This window comes from Pseudomonas sp. NBRC 111140, from assembly GCF_001320885.1.
Lineage (GTDB): Bacteria > Pseudomonadota > Gammaproteobacteria > Pseudomonadales > Pseudomonadaceae > Aquipseudomonas > Aquipseudomonas putida_P.
The window spans coordinates 43,891-63,407 of sequence record NZ_BCBQ01000025.1 but is presented as its reverse complement, the minus strand read 5'-3'; the positions used below and the strand labels follow the sequence as shown (position 1 = coordinate 63,407).

At 63.8% G+C, this 19,517-nt stretch carries 17 protein-coding genes; 11 read left to right on the top strand and 6 right to left on the bottom strand.

The genetic code is table 11. From position 1 onward, the window contains the following. Positions 1-27: 27 nt before the first annotated feature. The 3 genes from fecA to APH42_RS10845 form a co-directional block, all read right to left on the bottom strand. Complete coding sequence (gene fecA / locus APH42_RS10855) at positions 28-2,352, bottom strand: TonB-dependent Fe(3+) dicitrate receptor FecA (RefSeq protein WP_060493273.1); 2,325 nt, start codon at positions 2,350-2,352, stop codon at positions 28-30. Between the two features lie 89 nt (positions 2,353-2,441). Then, complete coding sequence (locus APH42_RS10850; RefSeq protein WP_012274133.1) at positions 2,442-3,368, bottom strand: FecR domain-containing protein; 927 nt, start codon at positions 3,366-3,368, stop codon at positions 2,442-2,444. Continuing rightward, positions 3,365-3,910, bottom strand: coding sequence for a sigma-70 family RNA polymerase sigma factor (locus tag APH42_RS10845; RefSeq protein ID WP_177336848.1), 546 nt, complete (start codon positions 3,908-3,910; stop codon positions 3,365-3,367). The genes APH42_RS10850 and APH42_RS10845 overlap by 4 nt, the downstream gene beginning before the upstream one ends. A 106-nt stretch (positions 3,911-4,016) precedes the next feature. On the opposite strand from APH42_RS10845, the gene APH42_RS10840 reads away from it, so the two are divergent. The 6 genes from APH42_RS10840 (at position 4,017) to APH42_RS10815 (ending at position 10,299) form a co-directional block, all read left to right on the top strand. Then, a complete protein-coding gene (locus APH42_RS10840; protein WP_060493271.1) occupies positions 4,017-4,322 on the top strand; it encodes a DUF3649 domain-containing protein in 306 nt (101 codons plus the stop codon). Continuing rightward, the gene (locus APH42_RS10835; protein ID WP_060493270.1) at positions 4,319-5,896 is read left to right on the top strand and encodes a PepSY domain-containing protein; all 1,578 of its coding nucleotides are present in this window, start codon (positions 4,319-4,321) and stop codon (positions 5,894-5,896) included. Before APH42_RS10840 ends, APH42_RS10835 begins: the two co-directional genes overlap by 4 nt. Next, entirely contained in the window at positions 5,896-6,222 is a 327-nt protein-coding gene (locus APH42_RS10830; protein WP_012274129.1) for a DUF3325 domain-containing protein, read from the top strand. The genes APH42_RS10835 and APH42_RS10830 overlap by 1 nt, the downstream gene beginning before the upstream one ends. Positions 6,223-6,226: 4 nt before the next feature. Further along, positions 6,227-6,802: an RNA polymerase sigma factor gene (locus APH42_RS10825; RefSeq protein ID WP_012274128.1), complete on the top strand. Its 576-nt coding sequence runs from the start codon at positions 6,227-6,229 to the stop codon at positions 6,800-6,802. Further along, positions 6,799-7,779 carry a FecR family protein gene (locus APH42_RS10820; protein WP_060493269.1) on the top strand — a complete coding sequence of 327 codons (981 nt, stop codon included), beginning with the start codon at positions 6,799-6,801 and terminating at the stop codon, positions 7,777-7,779. Before APH42_RS10825 ends, APH42_RS10820 begins: the two co-directional genes overlap by 4 nt. A 129-nt stretch (positions 7,780-7,908) precedes the next feature. Then, entirely contained in the window at positions 7,909-10,299 is a 2,391-nt protein-coding gene (locus APH42_RS10815; protein WP_012274126.1) for a TonB-dependent siderophore receptor, read from the top strand. Positions 10,300-10,370: 71 nt separating this feature from the next. On the opposite strand, the gene APH42_RS10810 is transcribed toward APH42_RS10815, so the two are convergent. Then, positions 10,371-11,246 (bottom strand): helix-turn-helix domain-containing protein, encoded by an 876-nt coding sequence (locus APH42_RS10810; RefSeq protein WP_060493268.1) that lies wholly within the window; start codon positions 11,244-11,246, stop codon positions 10,371-10,373. A gap of 185 nt (positions 11,247-11,431) precedes the next feature. Here APH42_RS10810 and APH42_RS10805 point away from each other — a divergent pair, with 185 nt between their 5' ends. Continuing rightward, on the top strand, positions 11,432-12,334 hold the full coding sequence (locus APH42_RS10805) for a DMT family transporter (RefSeq protein WP_060493267.1): 903 nt from the start codon (positions 11,432-11,434) through the stop codon (positions 12,332-12,334). Positions 12,335-12,446: 112 nt separating this feature from the next. Here the strand turns inward: APH42_RS10805 and APH42_RS10800 are convergent, their stop codons facing one another. Both APH42_RS10800 and APH42_RS10795 read right to left on the bottom strand, forming a co-directional pair. Further along, positions 12,447-13,421 (bottom strand): D-glycerate dehydrogenase, encoded by a 975-nt coding sequence (locus APH42_RS10800; RefSeq protein ID WP_060493266.1) that lies wholly within the window; start codon positions 13,419-13,421, stop codon positions 12,447-12,449. Positions 13,422-13,499: 78 nt separating this feature from the next. After that, the gene (locus tag APH42_RS10795) at positions 13,500-14,447 is read right to left on the bottom strand and encodes a LysR family transcriptional regulator (protein ID WP_012274122.1); all 948 of its coding nucleotides are present in this window, start codon (positions 14,445-14,447) and stop codon (positions 13,500-13,502) included. A 191-nt stretch (positions 14,448-14,638) separates the two neighbouring features. Here APH42_RS10795 and APH42_RS10790 point away from each other — a divergent pair, with 191 nt between their 5' ends. From APH42_RS10790 to APH42_RS10775, 4 genes are read left to right on the top strand one after another with little or no spacing between them, the layout of a single operon-like run. Next, a complete protein-coding gene (locus APH42_RS10790) occupies positions 14,639-16,168 on the top strand; it encodes an efflux transporter outer membrane subunit (protein WP_012274121.1) in 1,530 nt (509 codons plus the stop codon). Beyond that, positions 16,165-18,342: an FUSC family protein gene (locus tag APH42_RS10785; protein ID WP_012274120.1), complete on the top strand. Its 2,178-nt coding sequence runs from the start codon at positions 16,165-16,167 to the stop codon at positions 18,340-18,342. Before APH42_RS10790 ends, APH42_RS10785 begins: the two co-directional genes overlap by 4 nt. Further along, positions 18,332-18,532, top strand: a complete 201-nt coding sequence (locus APH42_RS10780) for a DUF1656 domain-containing protein (RefSeq protein ID WP_009685040.1) — start codon at positions 18,332-18,334, stop codon at positions 18,530-18,532. Before APH42_RS10785 ends, APH42_RS10780 begins: the two co-directional genes overlap by 11 nt. Before the next feature lie 10 nt (positions 18,533-18,542). After that, positions 18,543-19,403 (top strand): HlyD family secretion protein, encoded by an 861-nt coding sequence (locus APH42_RS10775; RefSeq protein ID WP_012274119.1) that lies wholly within the window; start codon positions 18,543-18,545, stop codon positions 19,401-19,403. The last annotated feature ends 114 nt before the right edge of the window (positions 19,404-19,517 follow it).

The following is a 19,517-nucleotide window of genomic DNA, read 5'->3' as shown; positions in this document are numbered from 1 at the left end:
GCAAAGCGGCCCCCCATTTGCAGTCGATCAGAATTCCACCGAGGTCTGCACATACAAGGTACGTGGCTCACCCACGTACTTCCCTTTGTTGTTGTCATCGTAAGAGCGCGTGAAGTACTCGCGGTTGAACAGATTCTTCACCCCAACCGCCACTTTCAGGTTCGACAGCTGCGGGCCAAAGTCGTACCCGGCGCGGGTGCTGACCAGCATGTAGCCCGGAATGCGCCCGGTGCTGCCGTCGGCGCTTTCAGTGCTGGTGTTGGCGTTGTCTGCGTACTGGCTGCTCTGGAAGCTGCCGTCCAGGTTCAGCTGCCAAGGGCCATCGGTGTAGCCCACGCCCAGGTTGCCCTTGTGGCGTGACGAGAACGGCACCTGGTTGCCTTTGTTCGGCCCGTCCTCGCGGATAGTGGCGTCGACGAACGCATAGCTGGCATGCACATCGAAACCGGCCAGGGCGGGGCTCAGGCCGTCGAGCGCGTAGCGCACGCTGGTCTCGATGCCCTGGTGGCGAGTTTCGCCGCGGGCGATCACCGAGTCGTTGGTCTGGTTGCTTTCGTACTGGTTGTCGAAATTGATCAGGAACGCGCCAATCTCGGCCTGCAGGTCACCATTGTCATAACGGGTACCCACTTCCCAGGTACGCGCCTTTTCCGGTTTCACTTCGCCGCTGCTGACCCGGTTGGGCATCTGGCTGTACTGCACGCTGCCGAACGAGCCCTCGGTGTTGGCGTACAGGTTCCAGCTGTCGGTCAGGTGGTACATCACGTTCAGCGCCGGCAGCGCGGTGTTGTAGCTGCCTTGGTAGCGCTGGCCGTTGAGCTTGTTGCTTTGCTCGGAGTCGATCATCTCGTAGCGCACACCGGGGGTGATGGTCCAGCGGCCGATGTCGATGCGGTCATCCAGGTAGATGGCGTGGGCTTCGGTGCTGCCACGGGTGTCGCGGTCATTGCGGCTGGCGGTGGTCGGCAGGCTGCCATTGACCGGTTCGCGGAAGCGCAGCTCGTGGCCGGCTTCGTTGACGTAACGGTAGCCGATGCCCAGCTCGTGCCAGCTGTCGCCAAGGGCCAGGCCCTGCGAGAAGCGGGTTTCGATGCCGCGTACCCAGTACTCGCGTGGCGACAGCGAGACGAAGCTGCCCTGGTCCAGGTAACCGCTGCGCAGGGTCTTGGTGAAGAAGCTGTTGACGCTGAACTGGCGGTCGTCCTGCTTGTAGTCGTAGCCGAAGTTGAACAGGGTGCGGCGGCCCCAGAACTTGTCCTTCAGGCGCGTCGACTGGTACGGGTCGGCTGCGAAATCGGCAGTGCTCAGGCCGCCGGGCATGTCGGCTTCACCCTCGTAGTACTGGGCCATGGCGTGCAGGCTGTTGGCTTCGTCCAGTTGCAGCTTGCCCTTGAGGATCAGGTCGTCGATTTGCGTGTCGCTGTGTTCGCGCCAGTCACCGCCACGGGTGCCAGAGTACAGCAGGGCACCGCCCAGGCCGTTGGCATTGGTGCCGCCGACCAGCAGGTTGGCGCTGTTCTTGAAGCCATCGTGGCTGGAAGACGGGCTGATCTGGTTCTGCATGGCGGCCTTGAACGTGGCCTGTTCAGGGATCGCCCGAGTGACGAAGTTGACGATGCCGCCAACGTTCTGCGGGCCGTAGCGCACCGCGCCGCCACCGCGCACCACATCCACGGCGTCCATGTTGCCCATGCTCAGTGGTGCCAGCGACAGCTGCGGCTGGCCGTACGGGGCGAAGGGCACCGGGATGCCGTCCATCAGCACGGTGGAGCGCGATGCCAGGCGTGGGTTGAGGCCACGGATGCCGAAGTTCAGCGCCAGGTCGTGGCTACCGGTGCCGTTGTTGTCGGGGGCGTTGACACCGGGGATACGGTTGAGCACTTCGCGAGCGGTGGTGGCGCCGTTGCGCTCGAATTCCTCGCGACGCACTACGTCGCGGGCACCGGGGTGCTCGAACACATTGTCCTGCTGGGCCTCGGCCAGCCAGTCGCCGACCACGGTGGACGCACCGAGCTCGACCGGCGCACCCGCAGCGGGGGTATCGATGGGCTGCAGGCTGAAGGCGTTGTCGGTTTCCTGCCGCACCTGCAGGCCGCTGCCGCGCAGCAGTGCATCGAGGCCCTGTCGCACGTCGTACTGGCCGTCCAGGCCTTGAGTGTGGATGCCTTGGGTCAGTTGCGAGCCGAACGAGATCAGCGCCCCGCTTTCGCGGCCAAACTGGTTGAGGGCGTCTTCAAGCGAGCCGGCGGCGATATGGTAGCTGCGGGTTTCGGCATAGGCGGCAGGCGTGGCCAGGCCGAGGGTGGTGGTGAACAGCAGGGCGTGGACGAACGGGCTGTGGCGCAACGGCATGGGTCGGGTCCTGAAAGAGGGGTTCTGCCATGTCTGTCACGCGAGGTTGGAAAAATGGCTCACTTGATTGAAAAAATGTACGTACGGCTCTACCCGATCTTCGGCTCGACCGTCACCCAGTACCGGGTGAACCGTCGCACCCGCACCGGTAGCGCCACCTCCAGCATCTGCAGGATGCGTTCACTGTCATCCAGCGGATACGATCCAGAAATACGCAAGTCGGCAACCTGCTCGCTACACCCCAACTGCCCATGGCGATAGCGCCCAAGTTCGGCAAGAAAGTCCGCCAGGCGCATCTGCGACGCCACCAGCATGCCGTCTACCCAGGCCCCGACATTAGGGTCGAGCGGCGTCACCGATCGCCAGGCGCCGGTGAAGCGGGCCTGTTGCCCGGCCCGCAGTGGCTGCCCAGCCGCGCTGGCAGCCCCCTGGAATACCGATACCAGGCTGTAACCGTCGAACTGGCGCACGTTGAAGCGCCCGCTGTCCAGGCGCAGCGCCCCTTCAGCGGTGCGCAACAGCAATGGCCGTGCATCGCTGGCCACTTGCAACGCCAGTTCACCTTCGAACAGACGCAGCAGTCGCTGCTGGCTGTCGAAGCGCGCGTCTGCGGCACTGCGGGTATTGAGTTGCAGCACGCTGCCATCAACCAGCTGCATGCGCCGACGCTGGCCGAGCGGGCTACGGTAGTCGGCCATCAACCCAGGCAGCGGATTGTGCTGTTGAAGGCCAAGCCCGGTGGCACTCGCCACACCGACCAACAGCAACGCCTTGAGTGCCCGGCGCCTGGCCGGCGAAGGCGGGGCTTGCAGCGTTGCATGCACCACGGGCGACGACACACCGCGCAGCCGCTGGTTGACCTGCTGGATATGGGCCCAGGCTCGCTGGTGCTCCTGGTTGGCCTGGAGCCAATGCTCAAGCGCCAGTTGCTGTACCTGGCCGAAGTCATCGCCCTGAGATTCGATCAGCCAGTGCACGGCCTGCTCCGCAACCTGCGCAGAGAACGAGGCGTTCACAGGGCAAAGTAACAGCGCATGGCTGCCTTGCTCAGGTAGCGTTTTACCGTGGCCAGGGAAATGCCCAGCTCACGGGCGATTTCGCCTTGGCCAAGGCCGTCGACCTGGGCCAACAGGAAGGCACGTTTGACCAATGGAGGCAGGCCGTCCAGCAGGCGGTCGAGTTCCAGCAGGGCCTCGAAGATGATCGCCTTCTGCTCCTCACTGGGTGCCACTTCTTCCGGTATTTGGGCCAGGGCCTGCAAGTAGGCGCGCTCCAGCTCCTGGCGGCGGAAGTGGTTGCACAACACACGCTTGGCCACGGTGGCGAGAAATGCGCGAGGTTCGATCAGTTGCGGTGTTTCGCGGGCCTGCAGCAGGCGCAGGTAGGTGTCCTGGGCCAGGTCGGCGGCACTCTGCGGGCAGCCCAGGCGGCGGCGCAACCAGCTGGTGAGCCAGTTGTGATGGGCGTGGTAAAGGCCTTCGACCGTGGAAGAGAGCGCGCTGGGCACCGTGATACTCCGGCGCTCGATCGCGCAACTGGTAGTAAGAATTGTTCGCATTATATGGACGGTCGCGCTACTCGGCAATCGTCACTCGTCTTGGGGCTTTGCTTATGAGAATTGAAATCATTATTATTGCAGCCCCGAAAACGCCCGGACCTTCGCCATGACGCGCAAAACCGCCGGCCTCCCGCTCAGCTATCGCCTGGCCGTGACCTCTCGCAGCCTCGCCGCACTGCTGGGCGGCTACTTGCTGGCGTCCCTGGCGAGCGTCTGCATTGCCTTGCTGGCACCAATGCCAAAGGTGGATGCCACGCTCACCGGCCTGCTGCTGTCGTTCGTCTTCTACCTGCTGGCGTTCATCTGGTGCTTTGCCTGCCGCAGCGCTTGGCGTGCGTGGTTGGGCGTGCTGGCGCCAAGCCTGTTGCTGGGCATGATCAGCGGCGTTGCCTACTGGATGAAGAACCCATGAAAGAAGGCTTCCGCCAGGCCATGGCCTGGCTGCACACCTGGACCGGCTTGATCTTCGGCTGGCTGTTGTTCGCCATCTTCCTCACCGGCACGCTGTCGTATTTCAAGGAAGAAATCACTCACTGGTCGCAGCCCGAAGTGCGCAGCCACGCCCTGGACCCGGTCAACAGCCTGGGGGTGGCGCAACGCTACCTGCAGGACAATGCCGGGCATTCGGGCACCTGGTTCATCCGTATGCCCAATGCGCGTGAAGCGGCCCTGAGCGTGGGCTACCGCGACCCCAATGGCGGGCCGCGTGGCTTTGTCAGCAAAACCCTCGATACCCAGACCGGCCAGCCGGTGGAGGCACGCGACAGCCGCGGTGGTGAGTTCTTCTACCGCTTCCATTTCCAGCTGCAGATGCCTCATCCGTTTGGCCGTTGGCTGTCGACGTTCTGCGCTTTCATCATGCTGTTGGGGCTGGTCACCGGCATCATCACCCACAAGAAGATCTTCAAGGAGTTCTTCACCTTCCGCCCTGGCAAGGGCCAGCGCTCCTGGCTGGATGGGCACAATGCTATTGGCGTATTGGTGCTGCCGTTTCACCTGATGATCAGCTACAGCAGCCTGGTGCTGTTCATGTACATGGTGATGCCGGCAGGCATCATGGCCAGTTACGGCAATGACACCGACAAATACTTCAATGACCTGTTCGGCCGTAACGATGCGCCCAAGGCTGCCCAGGTGGCTACACCTCTGGTAGCGCTGCCGAGTTTGTACGCCAAGGTGCAGGCACTGCAGCCGGGGGCGCGCATTGGCAACATCCAGGTGCAGAACCCAGGCGACAGCAATGCCCGCGTCACCTTCACGCAATCGGCCGCTGACCACGTGGCTTATCGGCGCAGCGCCAATTGGACTTTCGATGGCGCCAGTGGTGCGCTGCTGAGCCAGGGCAAGCCGGAGAGCGGGGCAATGATGACCGCGTTCAGTTTCGCCGGGTTGCACATGGGTAACTTCGCCGGGCCCTGGCTGCGCTGGTTGTACTTCTTCTTTGGCGTGGCCGGTACTGCGGTGATCGGCACCGGGCTGGTGATGTGGTTGGGCAAGCGCCAGCTCAAGCACGCCAAAAGCGCACACATGCCAGGCGAGCTACGCCTGGTCGAGGTGCTCAATATTGCCAGCATGAGCGGCCTGTTACTGGCAGTGGCGGGCTTTTTCTGGGCCAACCGGCTGATGCCCATGGGTGTCGAAGGCAGGTCGGACTGGGAGGTCAATGCATTCTTCATCGCCTGGGGGCTGTCGCTGGTGCACGCCGTTTTGCGCAGTGGGCGCAGGGCCTGGGGCGAGCAACTGGCGTTGGGCGCGCTGGCCTTTACCTTGTTGCCGCTGCTCAATGGCCTGACGACCGATCGGGGTTTGAACCATTCACTGCCGGAAGGTGACTGGGCCATGGCCGGCTTCGACCTGACTGCGCTGGGCACTGGCCTGTTCCTGGCCTGGCTGGCCAGCAAGATGCTGCGCAGCCCCAAGCCCGTAGCCAAGCGCGCCGCGCGTGCGGCAAAAAAGCCGAGCACTGAAACGGCGGAGGCGAGCTGATGCTGGGTAACGCACTGATCGCATTCGCAGGCTTCGTCGCCCTCTGCCTTGCCATGGAAAAGCACTTTAGCGACCTGCTTGGGCGCAAGCCGCGCCCAGGGCAGCTGCGCCTGTTGCGTGTCGTGGGTTGGCTGCTGCTGATGCTGTCGTTGGCGCTCAGCGTGCACCTGCGTGGCTGGGCTCATGGCCTGGTGGAGTGGACGGCGGTGACGATGGCCGGGGTGACGCTGTGGGTGTTTGGCCTGCCATACCAGCCGCGCCTGCTGTTGGGCCTGGCCGCCGCCAGTGGGGTGCTGGGCCCGTTGCTTGCCGTGTTTGCCGTGTGACGCTGTGAGCGAGCAGAGCGATAGCATAGAGCCTGACGCCGACAGCGCAGGCGCGCGTGCTCGTTTCGTCCAGGTGTTCCAGGCCCAGCGCGCGCGCATGGAGGCGCTGGTCAGCCGCAGGGTCGGCTGCCGAGCTACCGCTTCGGACCTGGTCCAGGAGCTTTTTCTACGCTTCTGGCGCCGCCCCGAGGTCAAGGTCGAAGCGTTGGACACCTACTTGCTGCGGTGCGCCGGTAACCTGGCCATCGACCACCTGCGCAGCGAGGGTAGCCGCGAACGCGTGGCCGAAGTTGCTCTGCAGGTGGATGAAGCGGCCATGGGCCATGCCCCGGAGCAGGCGGTGGAGATCGACCACGACTTGCAGCGAATCGAAGCCGCCTTGCGTGCCTTGCCCGAGCGCACCCGGCAGATCTTTTTGCTCAACCGCATTCACGGCTGCAAGTACGGCGAGATCGCCAAAGCCATGCAACTGTCCCAGAGTGCTGTGGAAAAGCATATGATGCGCGCCCTTGAAGCGTGCAAGGCGAGTATTGCCGAACCCGCGCCCACCCCACGCCGGCCAGGGAGCGCCCGTCGATGAGCAGCATGCCCCCCATCACCGAGGCGCAATCCCAGGCCGCCCTGCAATGGCTCAGCCGCATCAACGAGCAGCCCGCACAAGCCGAAGGGGCGGCGTTCAAGCGCTGGTTGCTGGCCGACCCAGGGCACCGTGCAGCCTACCGACAGGCGCAGGCGCTGTGGCAGAAAAGTGCCGCCCCGGCGCAGCGGTTGGCCGACGAAGAACAGCAAGCCCTGCACCGCTACCTCGATGCCATGGCCAGGCCAGCGCCCCGTGGCCGGTGGCGGCGGGTGGCAGCACTGGCGATGGCAGCCTGCATGGTACTGGCCCTAGGTATTGCAGGTGGTTGGCACCCGGGTTACTGGTTGCAGGACCTGCAAGCGGACTACAGCAGTAACGGGCAGGTGCGCCAGGTGACCTTGGCTGACCAGTCGCAGGTCACGCTTGATGCAGGTAGCGCCATTGCGGTCGATTTCAACCAGGGCGAGCGCCGTGTGCGGCTGCTGCATGGCGCAGCCTTCTTCCAGGTGACCCATACCGGCGAGCCGTTCATGGTCGAAGCTGCCGGTGGAGAGGTGCGAGTCCTCGGTACCCAGTTCGAGGTGCGCGAGCAGGGTGAGGGGGCGCTGGTCACGGTGCGCAGTGGGCGCGTGGGGGTTAGCCCTGTTCCGGGCGCGTTGGTGCGTGAACTGACTGCCAACCAGCAGGTGGCCTATCGCGCAGGGCGCGCGGGCGACACGTTGGCGGTGGACAGTGATAACCGCCTGGCCTGGCGGGAAGGCTGGCTGAACTACTACCAGGTGCCGCTGGCGCAGGTGCTCGAGGACCTTGGGCGCTATTACCCAGGGCGCATCCTGCTGCTGGATGGCGAACTGGGGCAGCGCAAGGTCAGCGGCAGTTTCCCGGTGGCCGAGCCGTTGCTGGCGCTGGATTCGTTGGGCAATGTGATGGGCTTTTCGCGGCAGACGGTGTTGGGGCGTTTGACCCTGATTCGGTAGTTGTCGGCGAAGCGGTCGGCACAGGAAAAAATTTTTCAGATAGCGGGTGAGGTAACAGGACGTGGCATCCGTGTAATGAGTGGAAGTGCGATTCATTCGCAGTAATATCCCTCTCACAGGTCAGCGTCCATGAAGTTCTCCCCGCGTTGCGTCCCTCTCTGGCTAGGCCTTGCTACGCTGCCTGCCATCGCTGTCGCCCCCCTGGCCTGCGCCGCCGAGCAACAGCAGGCCTACGCCTTCGCCCAGCCAGCCCAGCCCTTGGCCCAGGCACTCAACGCTTTCAGTCGTACCACCGGCCAGAGCGTGGTCTACACCCTTGAGCTACCAGGCGTGCAGGCGCCTGCGCTAAATGGCCGGTACAGCGCCGAACAGGCCCTGCAACAGCTGCTGGGTACTTCCGGGCTGGCCTGGCGCCGCGTCGATGCACGCACCTTCACCCTAGAAGCTGCCGACACCTCCGGTGCCCTCAACCTGCAGGCCACAACGGTGACCTCGCAACTGGATGACTACAGCTATCAGCCCCCGGCTAGCGCCTCGATCATGCGCGGGCAGGGCCCTAACCAGGACATCCCCCAGGCGATCAACGTGGTACCGGCGCAGGTCATCCGTGATCAGGCGCCGCGTAACCTCGATGACGCCCTGGCCAATGTCAGCGGCATTACCCAGGGCAATAACTTCGGTGGCACGTCCGACACGGTGATGAAGCGTGGTTTCGGCGACAACCGCGATGGCTCGATCATGCGCGATGGCATGCCCATCGTGCAGGGCCGCAGCCTCAACGCCAGCACCGAGCGGGTCGAAGTGCTCAAGGGCCCGGCTTCGCTGCTGTACGGCATCCAGGACCCGGGTGGGGTGATCAACGTGGTCAGCAAGCGCCCGCAACTGCAGCAGTACAACGCCCTGACCGTGCGTGGCTCGACCTACGGCAGTGGCAAGAACGGCAGTGGCGGCGGGCTCGACAGCACTGGCGCGCTGGGCGACAGCAACTTCGCCTACCGCTTGGTCGTCGACCACGAGGACGAAGACTACTGGCGTAACTACGGCGTGCACCGCGAATCGCTGGTGGCGCCGTCGCTGGCCTGGCTGGGCGAAGATACCCAGGTGGTGGTGGCTTACGAGCACCGCGAGTTTCTCTACCCGTTCGATCGGGGTACCGCGTTCGGCAACAACGGCCACCCGCTGAACATCCCCGCCACGCGTCGTCTGGACGAGCCCTTCAACGACATGGAAGGGCGCTCCGACTTGTATCGCCTGGAAGTCGACCATCAGTTGGCCGATGACTGGAAGCTGCACTTCGGCTACAGCTTCAACCGTGAAACCTACGATGCCAGCCAGGTGCGGGTGACGGCCGTCAACGAAGCAAAAGGCACGCTGACACGCAGCATCGACGGCACCCACAACGCCATGAGCCGTGACCAGTTCGCGACCGTCAGCCTGGCAGGCAACGTGGAAGTGGCCGGCATGCAGCACGACTTGCTGTTCGGCATCGACCACGAAGACCGCAAGATTTTCCGGGGTGATCTGATTCGCCAGACGGCCAAGTCCACGTTCAGCTATGTGGACCCAGTCTACGGTCAGGAAGTGGAAGGCAGCACGGTGCGCGCCAGTGACAGCGACCAGACCGACAAGCTGCGCACCGATGCGCTGTTCGTGCAGGACGCCTTGCACCTGGACGAGCACTGGATCCTGGTGGCCGGCGCGCGCTTCCAGCAGTACGACCAGTACGCCGGTCGCGGCCGCCCGTTCCACGTCAATACCGACATCAGTGGCCAGGCCTGGGTGCCTCACGCCGGCATTGTCTACAAGGTCGACGACCAGCTGTCGTTCTATGGCAGCTACAGCGAATCGTTCAAGCCAAACTCCACCATTGCGCCACTGACCGGCAATATCGTGCTCGACTCGTCGGTAGCCCCGGAAGAGGGCAAGTCGTGGGAGCTGGGGGCCAAGCTCGATATGCCGGGCCGCATCACGGGCACCCTGGCGCTGTTCGATATCACCAAACGCAACGTCCTGGTTTCGAACTTCGACGCCAGCACCAGCGAGACGGTCTACAGCAACGCGGGTGAAGTCAATTCACGAGGCGTGGAACTTGACCTGACCGGCCAGCTGACTGATCGCTGGAGCTTGATTGGCAGCTATGCCTACACGGATGCCAAGGTTACCAAGGACCCGGACCTGCAAGGCAACCGCCTGCAGAACGTAGCCAAGCACAGTGGTTCGTTGTCGGCTGTGTACGACTTCGGCAGCCTGTTCGGTGGCGACAAGCTGAGGGTAGGTGCGGGTGCGCGCTACGTGGGCGAGCGGTCGGGTAACTCGACCAACACCTTCGACCTGCCGTCCTACACCGTGGCGGATGCATTCGCCAGCTACGAGACCAAGCTCGATGAACACAATGTGCGCCTGCAGCTCAACGTGAAGAACCTGTTCGACAAGGTTTACTACAGCTCGGCGGTGAACCAGTACTTTGTGGCGATTGGAGATGCGCGGCAGGTGAGTTTGTCGAGTACCTTTGAGTTTTAAGTACAGCCTGTGCCGGCCTCTTCGCGGCTAAAGCCGCTCCTACAGGGATCGCGTTACTCTGTGGAGCGGCTTTAGCCGCGAATGGCCGAGCGATATTCCCCAGGCGTTGCGCCAAGGGCCTGCCGGAAGCGGTTACTGAAATGGCTGGCACTGGCAAACCCGCATAACAGGGCAATTTCGCCCAGCGGCATTTCCCCCAGTCGCAACAACTCGCAAGCCCGCTGCAGCCGCCTGGCCAGCAAGTACTGGTGCGGCGGTAACCCGAAACTGGCGCGGAACATGCGTGCGAAGTGGTATTCGGACAAGTTGCAGCGCAACGCCAGTTCACCCAGGGTAATCGGCTGGTCCAGGTGCGCTTCGATGTACTCGACCAACTGCCGGCGCAGGTTCGGCGCCAGCCCACCTTTCAGGCGCAGGCCTTGGCGCAGCCCGACCTGGCTGAGCAGCGCATGGTCGACGATTTCGTGTGCCAGGCTGCTGGCCAGCAGGCGTTCGCCGGGCTCGTCCCAGTCCAGCTGGATCAGTTGGCGAAAGCGTGCCGCCTGCTGTGGATCGTCCAGAAAGGTCGCCTCCTGCAGTTGCAGCTCCCGTGGTTCACGGTCGAGCAGGCGCACGCAGCCCAGTGCGAACTGCGCCTCGCTGACATACAGGTGTGCCAGCCGGATCGCGCCATTGACCACCCAGTTCGATTCCTGCCCGGCCGGCATCACGCACAGCTTGCCGGGTGCGCCCTTGTCGGCCGGGCGTTGGCGGCGGAAGGTGCCGGTGCCGTCGGCGATGTAGCACGACAGGGTGTGATGGGTCGGTGCCTGGTAATCACGGGCATCGTCACGGTTGCTCCACAACGCCGCCGCCAGCCCGTCGCCCAGGTGCGCGCTCAGCTCCAGCCGGGCGTGGGGCGAGGCATGCATGGCGTTGAACACTTGCAACTGGGTGAGTGGCGTCATGGTGGGTTCCTCTTGCCAGTCATCCTACTGCGCCCTGCACAGCGTGACATCTATTGGCGCAAGAAAAGCGCAAGTTTGTGCAAGCCGGTAAAGGCCCATCTAGCGAACACTGGTGATCCCTGTGGGAGCGGGTTTACCCGCGAAGCGCCGGGCACCGATCCTGAAAGGCCCAAGGAACTGCCGCCATGAACCTGTCACTCTACCTGCTCACCGTCCTGATCTGGGGCACTACCTGGATCGCCTTGAAGCTCCAGCTGGGCGTGGTCGCCATCCCGGTCTCGATCGTCTATCGCTTCGCCCTGGCCGGCCTGATCCTGTTCGCCATCCTATTGCTCACCCGGCGCTTGCAACCGATGAACCGCCGTGGCCACCTGATCTGCCTGGCACAGGGCTTTTGCCTGTTCTGCGTCAATTTCATGTGCTTTCTCACTGCCAGCCAGTGGATCGCCAGTGGTCTGATCGCCGTGGTGTTCTCCACTGCAACCCTGTGGAACGCACTTAATGCGCGGGTCTTCTTCGGCCAGAAAATCGCCGCCAATGTACTGGGCGGTGGTGCCCTGGGCCTGCTTGGGCTGGGGCTGCTGTTCTGGCCCGAGCTGTCCCATCATGCGGCCAGCCGTGAAACCCTGTACGGCCTTGGCCTGGCGCTGCTCGGCACGCTGTGCTTCTCGGCGGGCAACATGCTGTCGAGCATGCAGCAGAAGGCCGGGCTCAAGCCTATGACCACCAATGCCTGGGGCATGGTCTATGGGGCGGCCATGCTGATGGTTTATTGCCTGGTCAGCGGCATTCCTTTCAACATGGAGTGGAACACCCGCTACATCGGTTCGCTGATGTACCTGGTAATTCCGGGTTCGGTGATCGGTTTCACCGCCTACCTGACCCTGGTCGGTCGCATGGGGCCAGAGCGCGCGGCCTACTGCACGGTGCTGTTTCCGTTGGTGGCGTTGAATGTGTCGGCGGTGGCCGAGGGGTATCAGTGGACGGCACCGGCCTTGTTGGGGCTGGTGGCGGTGATGGCGGGGAATGTGCTGGTGTTTCGCAAGCCTCGGGTCCGGGTGGCTGGCGGTGTTGTGGTGGCCAAATAGGACATGCGTTGCCTGCACCGGCCCTTTCGCGGGTAAACCCGCTCCCACAGCGTTCTGGACCTGTGGGAGCGGGTTTACCCGCGAAAGGGCCGGTGCAGGCAATAGAGCGCTATCAGCCTTTCCACACCTGCGGGTTCACCAGGTCCCGCGGCCGCTCGCCCAGCAGCGCCGCGCGCAGGTTGTCCATCGCCCGATTGGCCATGGCCTCACGGGTTTCGGCAGTGGCCGAACCAATGTGCGGCAAGGTCAGCGCATTGGGCAGCTTGAACAGCGGCGAATCGCTCAGCGGCTCCTTCTCGTACACATCCAGACCAGCCCCACGAAGGGTACCGTTCTGCAGGGCTTCGATCAGCGCCGCTTCATCCACCACCGGCCCGCGAGCGATGTTGATCAGGAAGGCACTCGGCTTCATCAGTTTCAGCTCGCGGGCGCCAATCAGCTTGCGGGTGGCGTCGGACAACGGCACCACAATGACCACGAAGTCCGCTTCGGCCAGCAACTGCTCCAGGCTGCGCAACTGCGCCCCAAGTTCTTGCTCCAGCGCGGTCTTGCGGCTGTTGCCAGCGTAGATGACCGACATGTTGAAACCGAACCGGCCACGGCGGGCAATGGCAGCGCCGATGTTGCCCATGCCGACGATACCCAGCGTCTTGCCATGCACATCGCTGCCGAAATGGGCCGGGCCTACGGTGGCCTGCCAGTTGCCGGCCTTGGTCCAGGCATCCAGTTCGGCGGTGCGGCGGGCACAGCCCATGATCAGCGAGAAGCCCAGGTCGGCGGTGCTTTCGGTGAGCACGTCGGGGGTGTTGGTCAGGGCGATGCCGCGTTCGTTGAAGTAGTCCAAGTCGTAGTTGTCATAGCCGACCGAAACACTGGACACCACCTCCAGCTTGGCCGCGCCTTCAAGCTGTGCACGGCCCAGCTTGCGGCCAACGCCGATCAGGCCGTGGGCCTCGGGCAGGGCTTCGTTGAACTGGGCGTTGATGTCGCCGAGCTTGGGGTTGGGCAGAATCACGTTGAAGTCTTGCTGCAGGCGCTCGGCCATGGCCGGGGTAATACGGCTGAAGGCCAGGACAGTCTTTTTCATCGGGCAACTTCTCTGCAAGGCGGGGGTGGACATTGGTTAGCAACCTACCATTGTCCACCCCCGCCATGCAGCAGCTTTTTAGTTGGCGATGAGCACTTGATGGGTTTTCAGGTCCGCCTCATGGGCCGCGAGAATCTCTGGCAGCGAGTTGCGCAGGTACTCGACCCAGGTCTTGATCTTGGCATCCAGGTACTGCCGCGATGGGTAGATGGCGTACAGGTTCAGTTCCTGCAGGCGGTACTCGGGCAACACTCGCACCAGGCTACCGTCACGCAGGCCGTCGATGGCCGAATAGATCGGCAGCACGCCTACGCCCATGCCGCTGCGGATCGCGGTCTTCATGGCATCGGCGGTGTTGACCATGAACGGCGAGCTGGTGATGTTGACCATCTCCTGGCCTTCCGGGCCGTCGAACAGCCACTTTTCCAGCGGGATCACCGGGCTGACCATGCGCAGGCAGGCATGCTTGAGCAGGTCGGCGGGCTTGTGCGCAGTGCCGTGGCGGGCGATGTAGCCGGGCGAGGCGCAGACGATGCTGTAGGTGATGCCAAGGCGCTGTGACACGAACCCCGAATCGGGCAGTTCGGTGGCCAGCACGATGGACACGTCATAACCCTCGTCGAGCAGGTCGGGCACGCGGTTGGCCATGGTCAGGTCGAAGGTGACGTCCGGGTGCGACTCGCGGTAGCGGGCGATGGCATCGACCACGAAGTGCTGGCCCACCCCGGTCATCGAGTGCACCTTCAACTGCCCGGCCGGGCGGGCGTGGGCATCGCTGGCTTCGGCTTCGGCTTCTTCCACATAGGTAAGAATCTGTTCGCAACGCATCAGGTAACGCTTGCCGGCCTCGGTCAGCGCAATGCGGCGGGTGGTACGGTTGAGCAGCCTTGTTTGCAGATGGGCTTCCAGGTTGGAGACCGCCCGCGACACGTTCGCGGTGGTCGTATCCAGTTGCGCGGCAGCAGCGGTAAAGCTGCCAAGCTGGGCTACGCAACTGAAAGCACGCATGTTTTGCAGGGTGTCCATGGGTCACTCTCGATGTAGAGGACAAAATTGTGTCACGAAGTAACGCAAAAAAGCTGAAAAGTTACCTTCGACCAAAGGCGGATTATCGCTGTTTTGGTAACAAAGATTCGCAGGAATCTGCGCTTATCGCCAGTGCTGTCGCCCCCTAGAATTGCCCGGCCCCTTCACCTCTTCCTCGGGAAATCGCAGCTGTGCCGCGTCGCATCATCAGAACGCTCAATGCGTTCAGTGCCTGTGCCCTTGCCCTCACCTTGAGTGGCTGTATCGGAACCTGGGGCATCGCCCCGCAAAGCAAGACGCTGCAAGCCAATACCTTGACCACCGACGCGGCCATACGCGAAGCCGCGACCGACGCCCATTGGCCTGACCAGCAGTGGTGGCACGCCTATGGCGACCCGCAGCTGGACCGCTGGATTGCCCTGGCCGTGGCCGGCAGCCCAAGCCTGGCCATGGCCGCGGCGCGGGTGCGCGAAGCCAAGGCCATGGCTGGCGTGGTCGAGTCGGCGGAAAAGCTCCAGGCCAACGGCCAGGCCACGCTCAAGCGCCACAACTGGCCTGAAGACCAGTTCTACGGCCCTGGCGCGCTGTCGGGCGCCAACACCTGGGACAACAACGCTGCCATTGGCTTCAGCTACGCCCTCGACCTGTGGGGGCGCGAGCGCAACGCCAGTGAGCAGGCCGTGGACCAGGCGCACATGAGCGTGGCCGAAGCCCGCCAGGCGCAACTGGAGCTGCAGAACAACGTGGTGCGCGCCTACATCCAACTGAGCCTGCACTTTGCCCAGCGCGATATCGTCAAGGCCGAACTGGAGCAGCAGGAGCAGATCCTGGCGCTGGCCAAGCGTCGTCTGGATGCCGGCATCGGCACTCACTTCGAGGTCAGCCAGGCCGAAGCGCCGCTGCCGGAAACCCACCGCCAGCTCGACAGCCTCGACGAAGAAATTGCCCTGACCCGCAACCAGCTGGCGGCGCTGGCCGGCAAAGGCCCGGGGGAGGGCGCACAGTTGCAACGCCCGACCCTGGCCCTGGCCGCGCCGCTGAAGCTGCCCTCGAACCTGCCTGCCGAACTGGTCGGCCAGCGCCCCGATGTGGTCGCCAGCCGCTGGCAGGTGGCCGCTCAAGCGCGTGGCATCGATGTTGCCCATGCCGGCTTCTTCCCCAACGTCGACCTGGTCGGCAGCCTGGGCTTCATGGCTACCGGTGGTGGCCCGCTGGAGTTCCTGACCGGGCGCAAGTTCAACTACAACGTCGGCCCGGCGATCAGCTTGCCGATCTTCGACGGTGGCCGCCTGCGTTCGGAACTGGGCGTGGCCTCGGCGGGGTATGACGTAGCGGTGGCGCGCTACAACCAGACCGTGATTGGTGCGCTGAAGAACATTTCCGACCAGTTGATCCGCCGCGAGTCGATGAAAGAGCAGTCGCACTTCGCGGCCGAGTCCGTCGCCGCAGCTCAGAAAACCTACGACATCGCCATGGTCGCCTTCCAGCGCGGCCTTACCGACTACCTGAACGTGCTCAATGCGCAGACATTGCTGTTCCGCCAGCAGCAGGTGCAGCAACAGGTGCAGGCCGCCCGCCTGGTCGCCCATGCCGAGCTGGTCACCGCCCTGGGCGGCGGCCTGCAGGCCGGCCAGGATGTGCCGAAGGAGGAACGCCAGGCTGCGCCGAAAACCCCGGCTACCCTGGCCATTTTCGACAAGAAGCCGGATAACGCCGAATGAGCACTTCCAGTTTGCCCGTGCGCTGGCTGCAAAGCCTGGAATGGCGCCGGGGCTTCTTTGCCTGGGCACGCACCGACGGCGTGACCTGGGTGTACATCTTCAAGGTGCTGGCCGCCGCGTTCATCACGTTGTGGCTGGCCATGCGCCTTGAGCTGCCGCAACCACGCACGGCCATGATCACCGTGTTCATCGTCATGCAGCCGCAAAGCGGGCATGTGTTCGCCAAAAGCTTCTACCGGGTGCTCGGCACCCTGGCCGGCTCGGCGATGATGGTGGCACTGATCGCCATCTTCCCGCAGAACACCGAGCTGTTCCTGCCCAGCCTGGCGCTGTGGGTGGGCCTGTGCTCGGCCGGTGCCATGCGCTACCGCACCTTCCGCGCCTATGGCTTCGTGCTGGCCGGTTACACCGCCGCGATGATCGGCCTGCCGGTACTGCAGCACCCTGACCAGGCGTTCATGGCAGCCGTATGGCGGGTGCTGGAGATTGCCTTGGGGATTCTGGTGTCGACCTTCGTCAGTGCCGCAATCCTGCCGCAGTCGGCCAGCGCCGCGATGCGTAACGCCCTGTACCAGCGCTTTGGCGTGTTCGCCGGGGTGGTGGTCGAGGCCCTGCGTGGCGATAGCCAAAAGGACCGTTTCGAGAGCAGCAACGTGCGTTTCGTGGCAGAGGCCGTAGGCCTTGAAAGCTTGCGCAACGTCACCGCCTTCGAAGACCCGCACATGCGCCGGCGCAGTGGTCGGCTGGTGCGGATGAACAGTGAGTTCATGGCCATCACCACGCGCTTCAACGCCCTGCACCGCTTGCTGGAGCGGCTGCGTGCCCGTGGCCCGCTACAGATTGTCAGTGCCATCGAGCCGGGCCTGAATACCTTGGTGGAGCTGCTGCAGCCCTACGTGGGGCGGGCGTTGACCGACGCCGATGCACTGCGCCTGACCCTGGAGCTGGCCGCCTACAAAGAAGGCCTGCAGGCCCAGGTGCGCGGCTTGCGGGCCGAATACCTGGCGACCGACCCCAGTGAATCCGACTTGCTCGACTTTCACACCGCGTTCGAACTGCTGTATCGCTTCGTCGACGAGATGTTCAGCTACGCCGAAACCCATGCCTCGCTGGCCGCGCACACGCACCAGCGCGAGCAGTGGGACGAGCCCTACGTGGCGCAGACCAGCTGGCTGGTGTCGCTGGCCGCCGGTGTGCGTGCCTCGGCGGTGCTGTTGCTGCTGGGTAGCTACTGGCTACTCAGTGACTGGCCCAGCGGCGCCATGATGACCCTGATCGCCACCGTCACCGTGGGCCTTTCGGCGGCGTCGCCGAACCCCAAGCGCATGTCGTTCCAGATGGCCTGCGGCACGGCCATCGGTGCTTTTGTCGGGTTCTTCGAAACGTTCTTCGTGTTCCCCTGGATCGACGGTTTCCCGCTGCTGTGCATGGTGCTGGCACCCGTGTTCGTGTTGGGCGCGTTTCTGTCGTCGCGCCCGGCCTATGCCGGCTACGGCATCGGCTTGCTGGTGTTTTTCGCGATTGGCTCGGTGCCGAACAACCTCACCGTGTATGACCCCTACACCTTCATCAACGACTACATCGGCATGGTGATCGGCATGTTCGTCTGTGCCGCCGCCGGGGCGATCATCCTGCCGCCCAACAGCCGCTGGTTGTGGAGCCGCCTGGAACAAGAGCTGCGCGAGCAGGTGCTGTTCGCCATCAGTGGTCGCCTGCGCGGCATCGGCACGGCGTTCGAAAGCCGCACCCGCGACCTGTTGCACCAGGCCTATGGCCTGGCGGCGGGCAAGCCGCAGGTGCAGAGCCAGTTGATGGGCTGGATGTTCACCGTGCTGGAAATCGGCCACGCCGTGATCGAGTTGCGCAAGGAGCAGGCCCGTGCGCCGGTGCACCCGGCCTACGCAGAGTCGCAGCCGTGGCGCCAGGCGATTCGCGTCATGGGCCGTGCCCTGGCGCGGTTGTTCCTGCAGCCAAGCGCCAGCAACCACGAGCGTGCATTGGTGGCCGTGGACCATGCCATCGCCCGCGTGCAGGCCACCGACGAGCCGTTCGCCCGGCACTTCGACACCTCGGTGCTGCGCCGTGCGCAAAGCTACCTGCACTTCATCCGTTCTTCCCTGCTGGACCCACAGTCGCCACTGGCACCGGCGAAAGGATTGCACCATGCCCCGTGAAATCGCCTTCCATGGCGTGTACATGCCCACCATGACCTTGATGTTCCTGTTCGCCCTGGGCCTGGCCTGGGGCCTGGACCGGTTCATCGCCAGCCATGATGGCTACCGTTTCTTCTGGCACCCGGCGCTGCTGCGCCTGAGCCTGTTCGTCTGCCTGTTCGGCGCCATGGCGCTTACTGTCTACTGGTGAGAAACCTTCGATGAAAAAGTTCTTCAGCCTGATCGCCACCCTGCTGGTGCTGGTCGCTGCCGTGGCCATCGGTCGCCAGTTGTGGTTGCACTACATGACCACCCCATGGACCCGCGACGGCCGCGTGCGTGCCGACATCATCAACGTCGCCGCCGACGTGCCCGGCTACGTGGTGGACGTACCGGTCAAGGACAACCAGCGGGTGAAGAAGGGCGACCTGCTGATCCAGATCGACCCCGAGCACTACCAGTTGGCGGTCGACCAGGCCAAGGCGCTGGTCGCCTCGCGCAAGGCCACCTGGGAAATGCGCAAGGTCAACGCCAAGCGCCGGGCCGACATGGACAACCTGGTGATCTCCAAGGAAAACCGCGACGATGCCAGCAACATTGCCAACGCTGCCCAAGCCGATTACCAGCAAGCCCTTGCTGAACTGGCCGCAGCCGAACTGAACCTCAAGCGCACGCACATCGTGGCCACGGTGGATGGCTATGTGACCAACCTGAACATCCACAAGGGCGACTATGCGCGTACCGGTGAGGCGGTGATGGCGGTGGTCGATGAGAACTCGTTCTGGGTGTACGGCTTCTTCGAGGAGACCAAGCTGCCGCACGTGAAGGTGGGTGACCAGGCCGAGCTGCAGATGATGAGCGGCGAGCGCATCAAGGGGCATGTGGAGAGCATCGCCCGTGGCATCTACGACCGCGACAACCCGCAAAGCCGCGAGCTGATTGCCGATGTGAACCCTACGTTCAACTGGGTGCGGCTGGCGCAGCGGGTGCCGGTGCGTATTCACATCGATGAAGTGCCGGAAGGGTTTTTGCTGGCGGCGGGGACGACGTGTACGGTGGTGGTGAAGCCGAGTTCGCCTTGAGAGATTTGTAGTCAGGAACATCGAGCACCGCCCGCGCGGCGCTCGATCTCAAAGGCGCTGTAAAAATCATGGCGAGCACCTGCATGCCCAAATGAAGCTCAGAGCCAAGCGTCC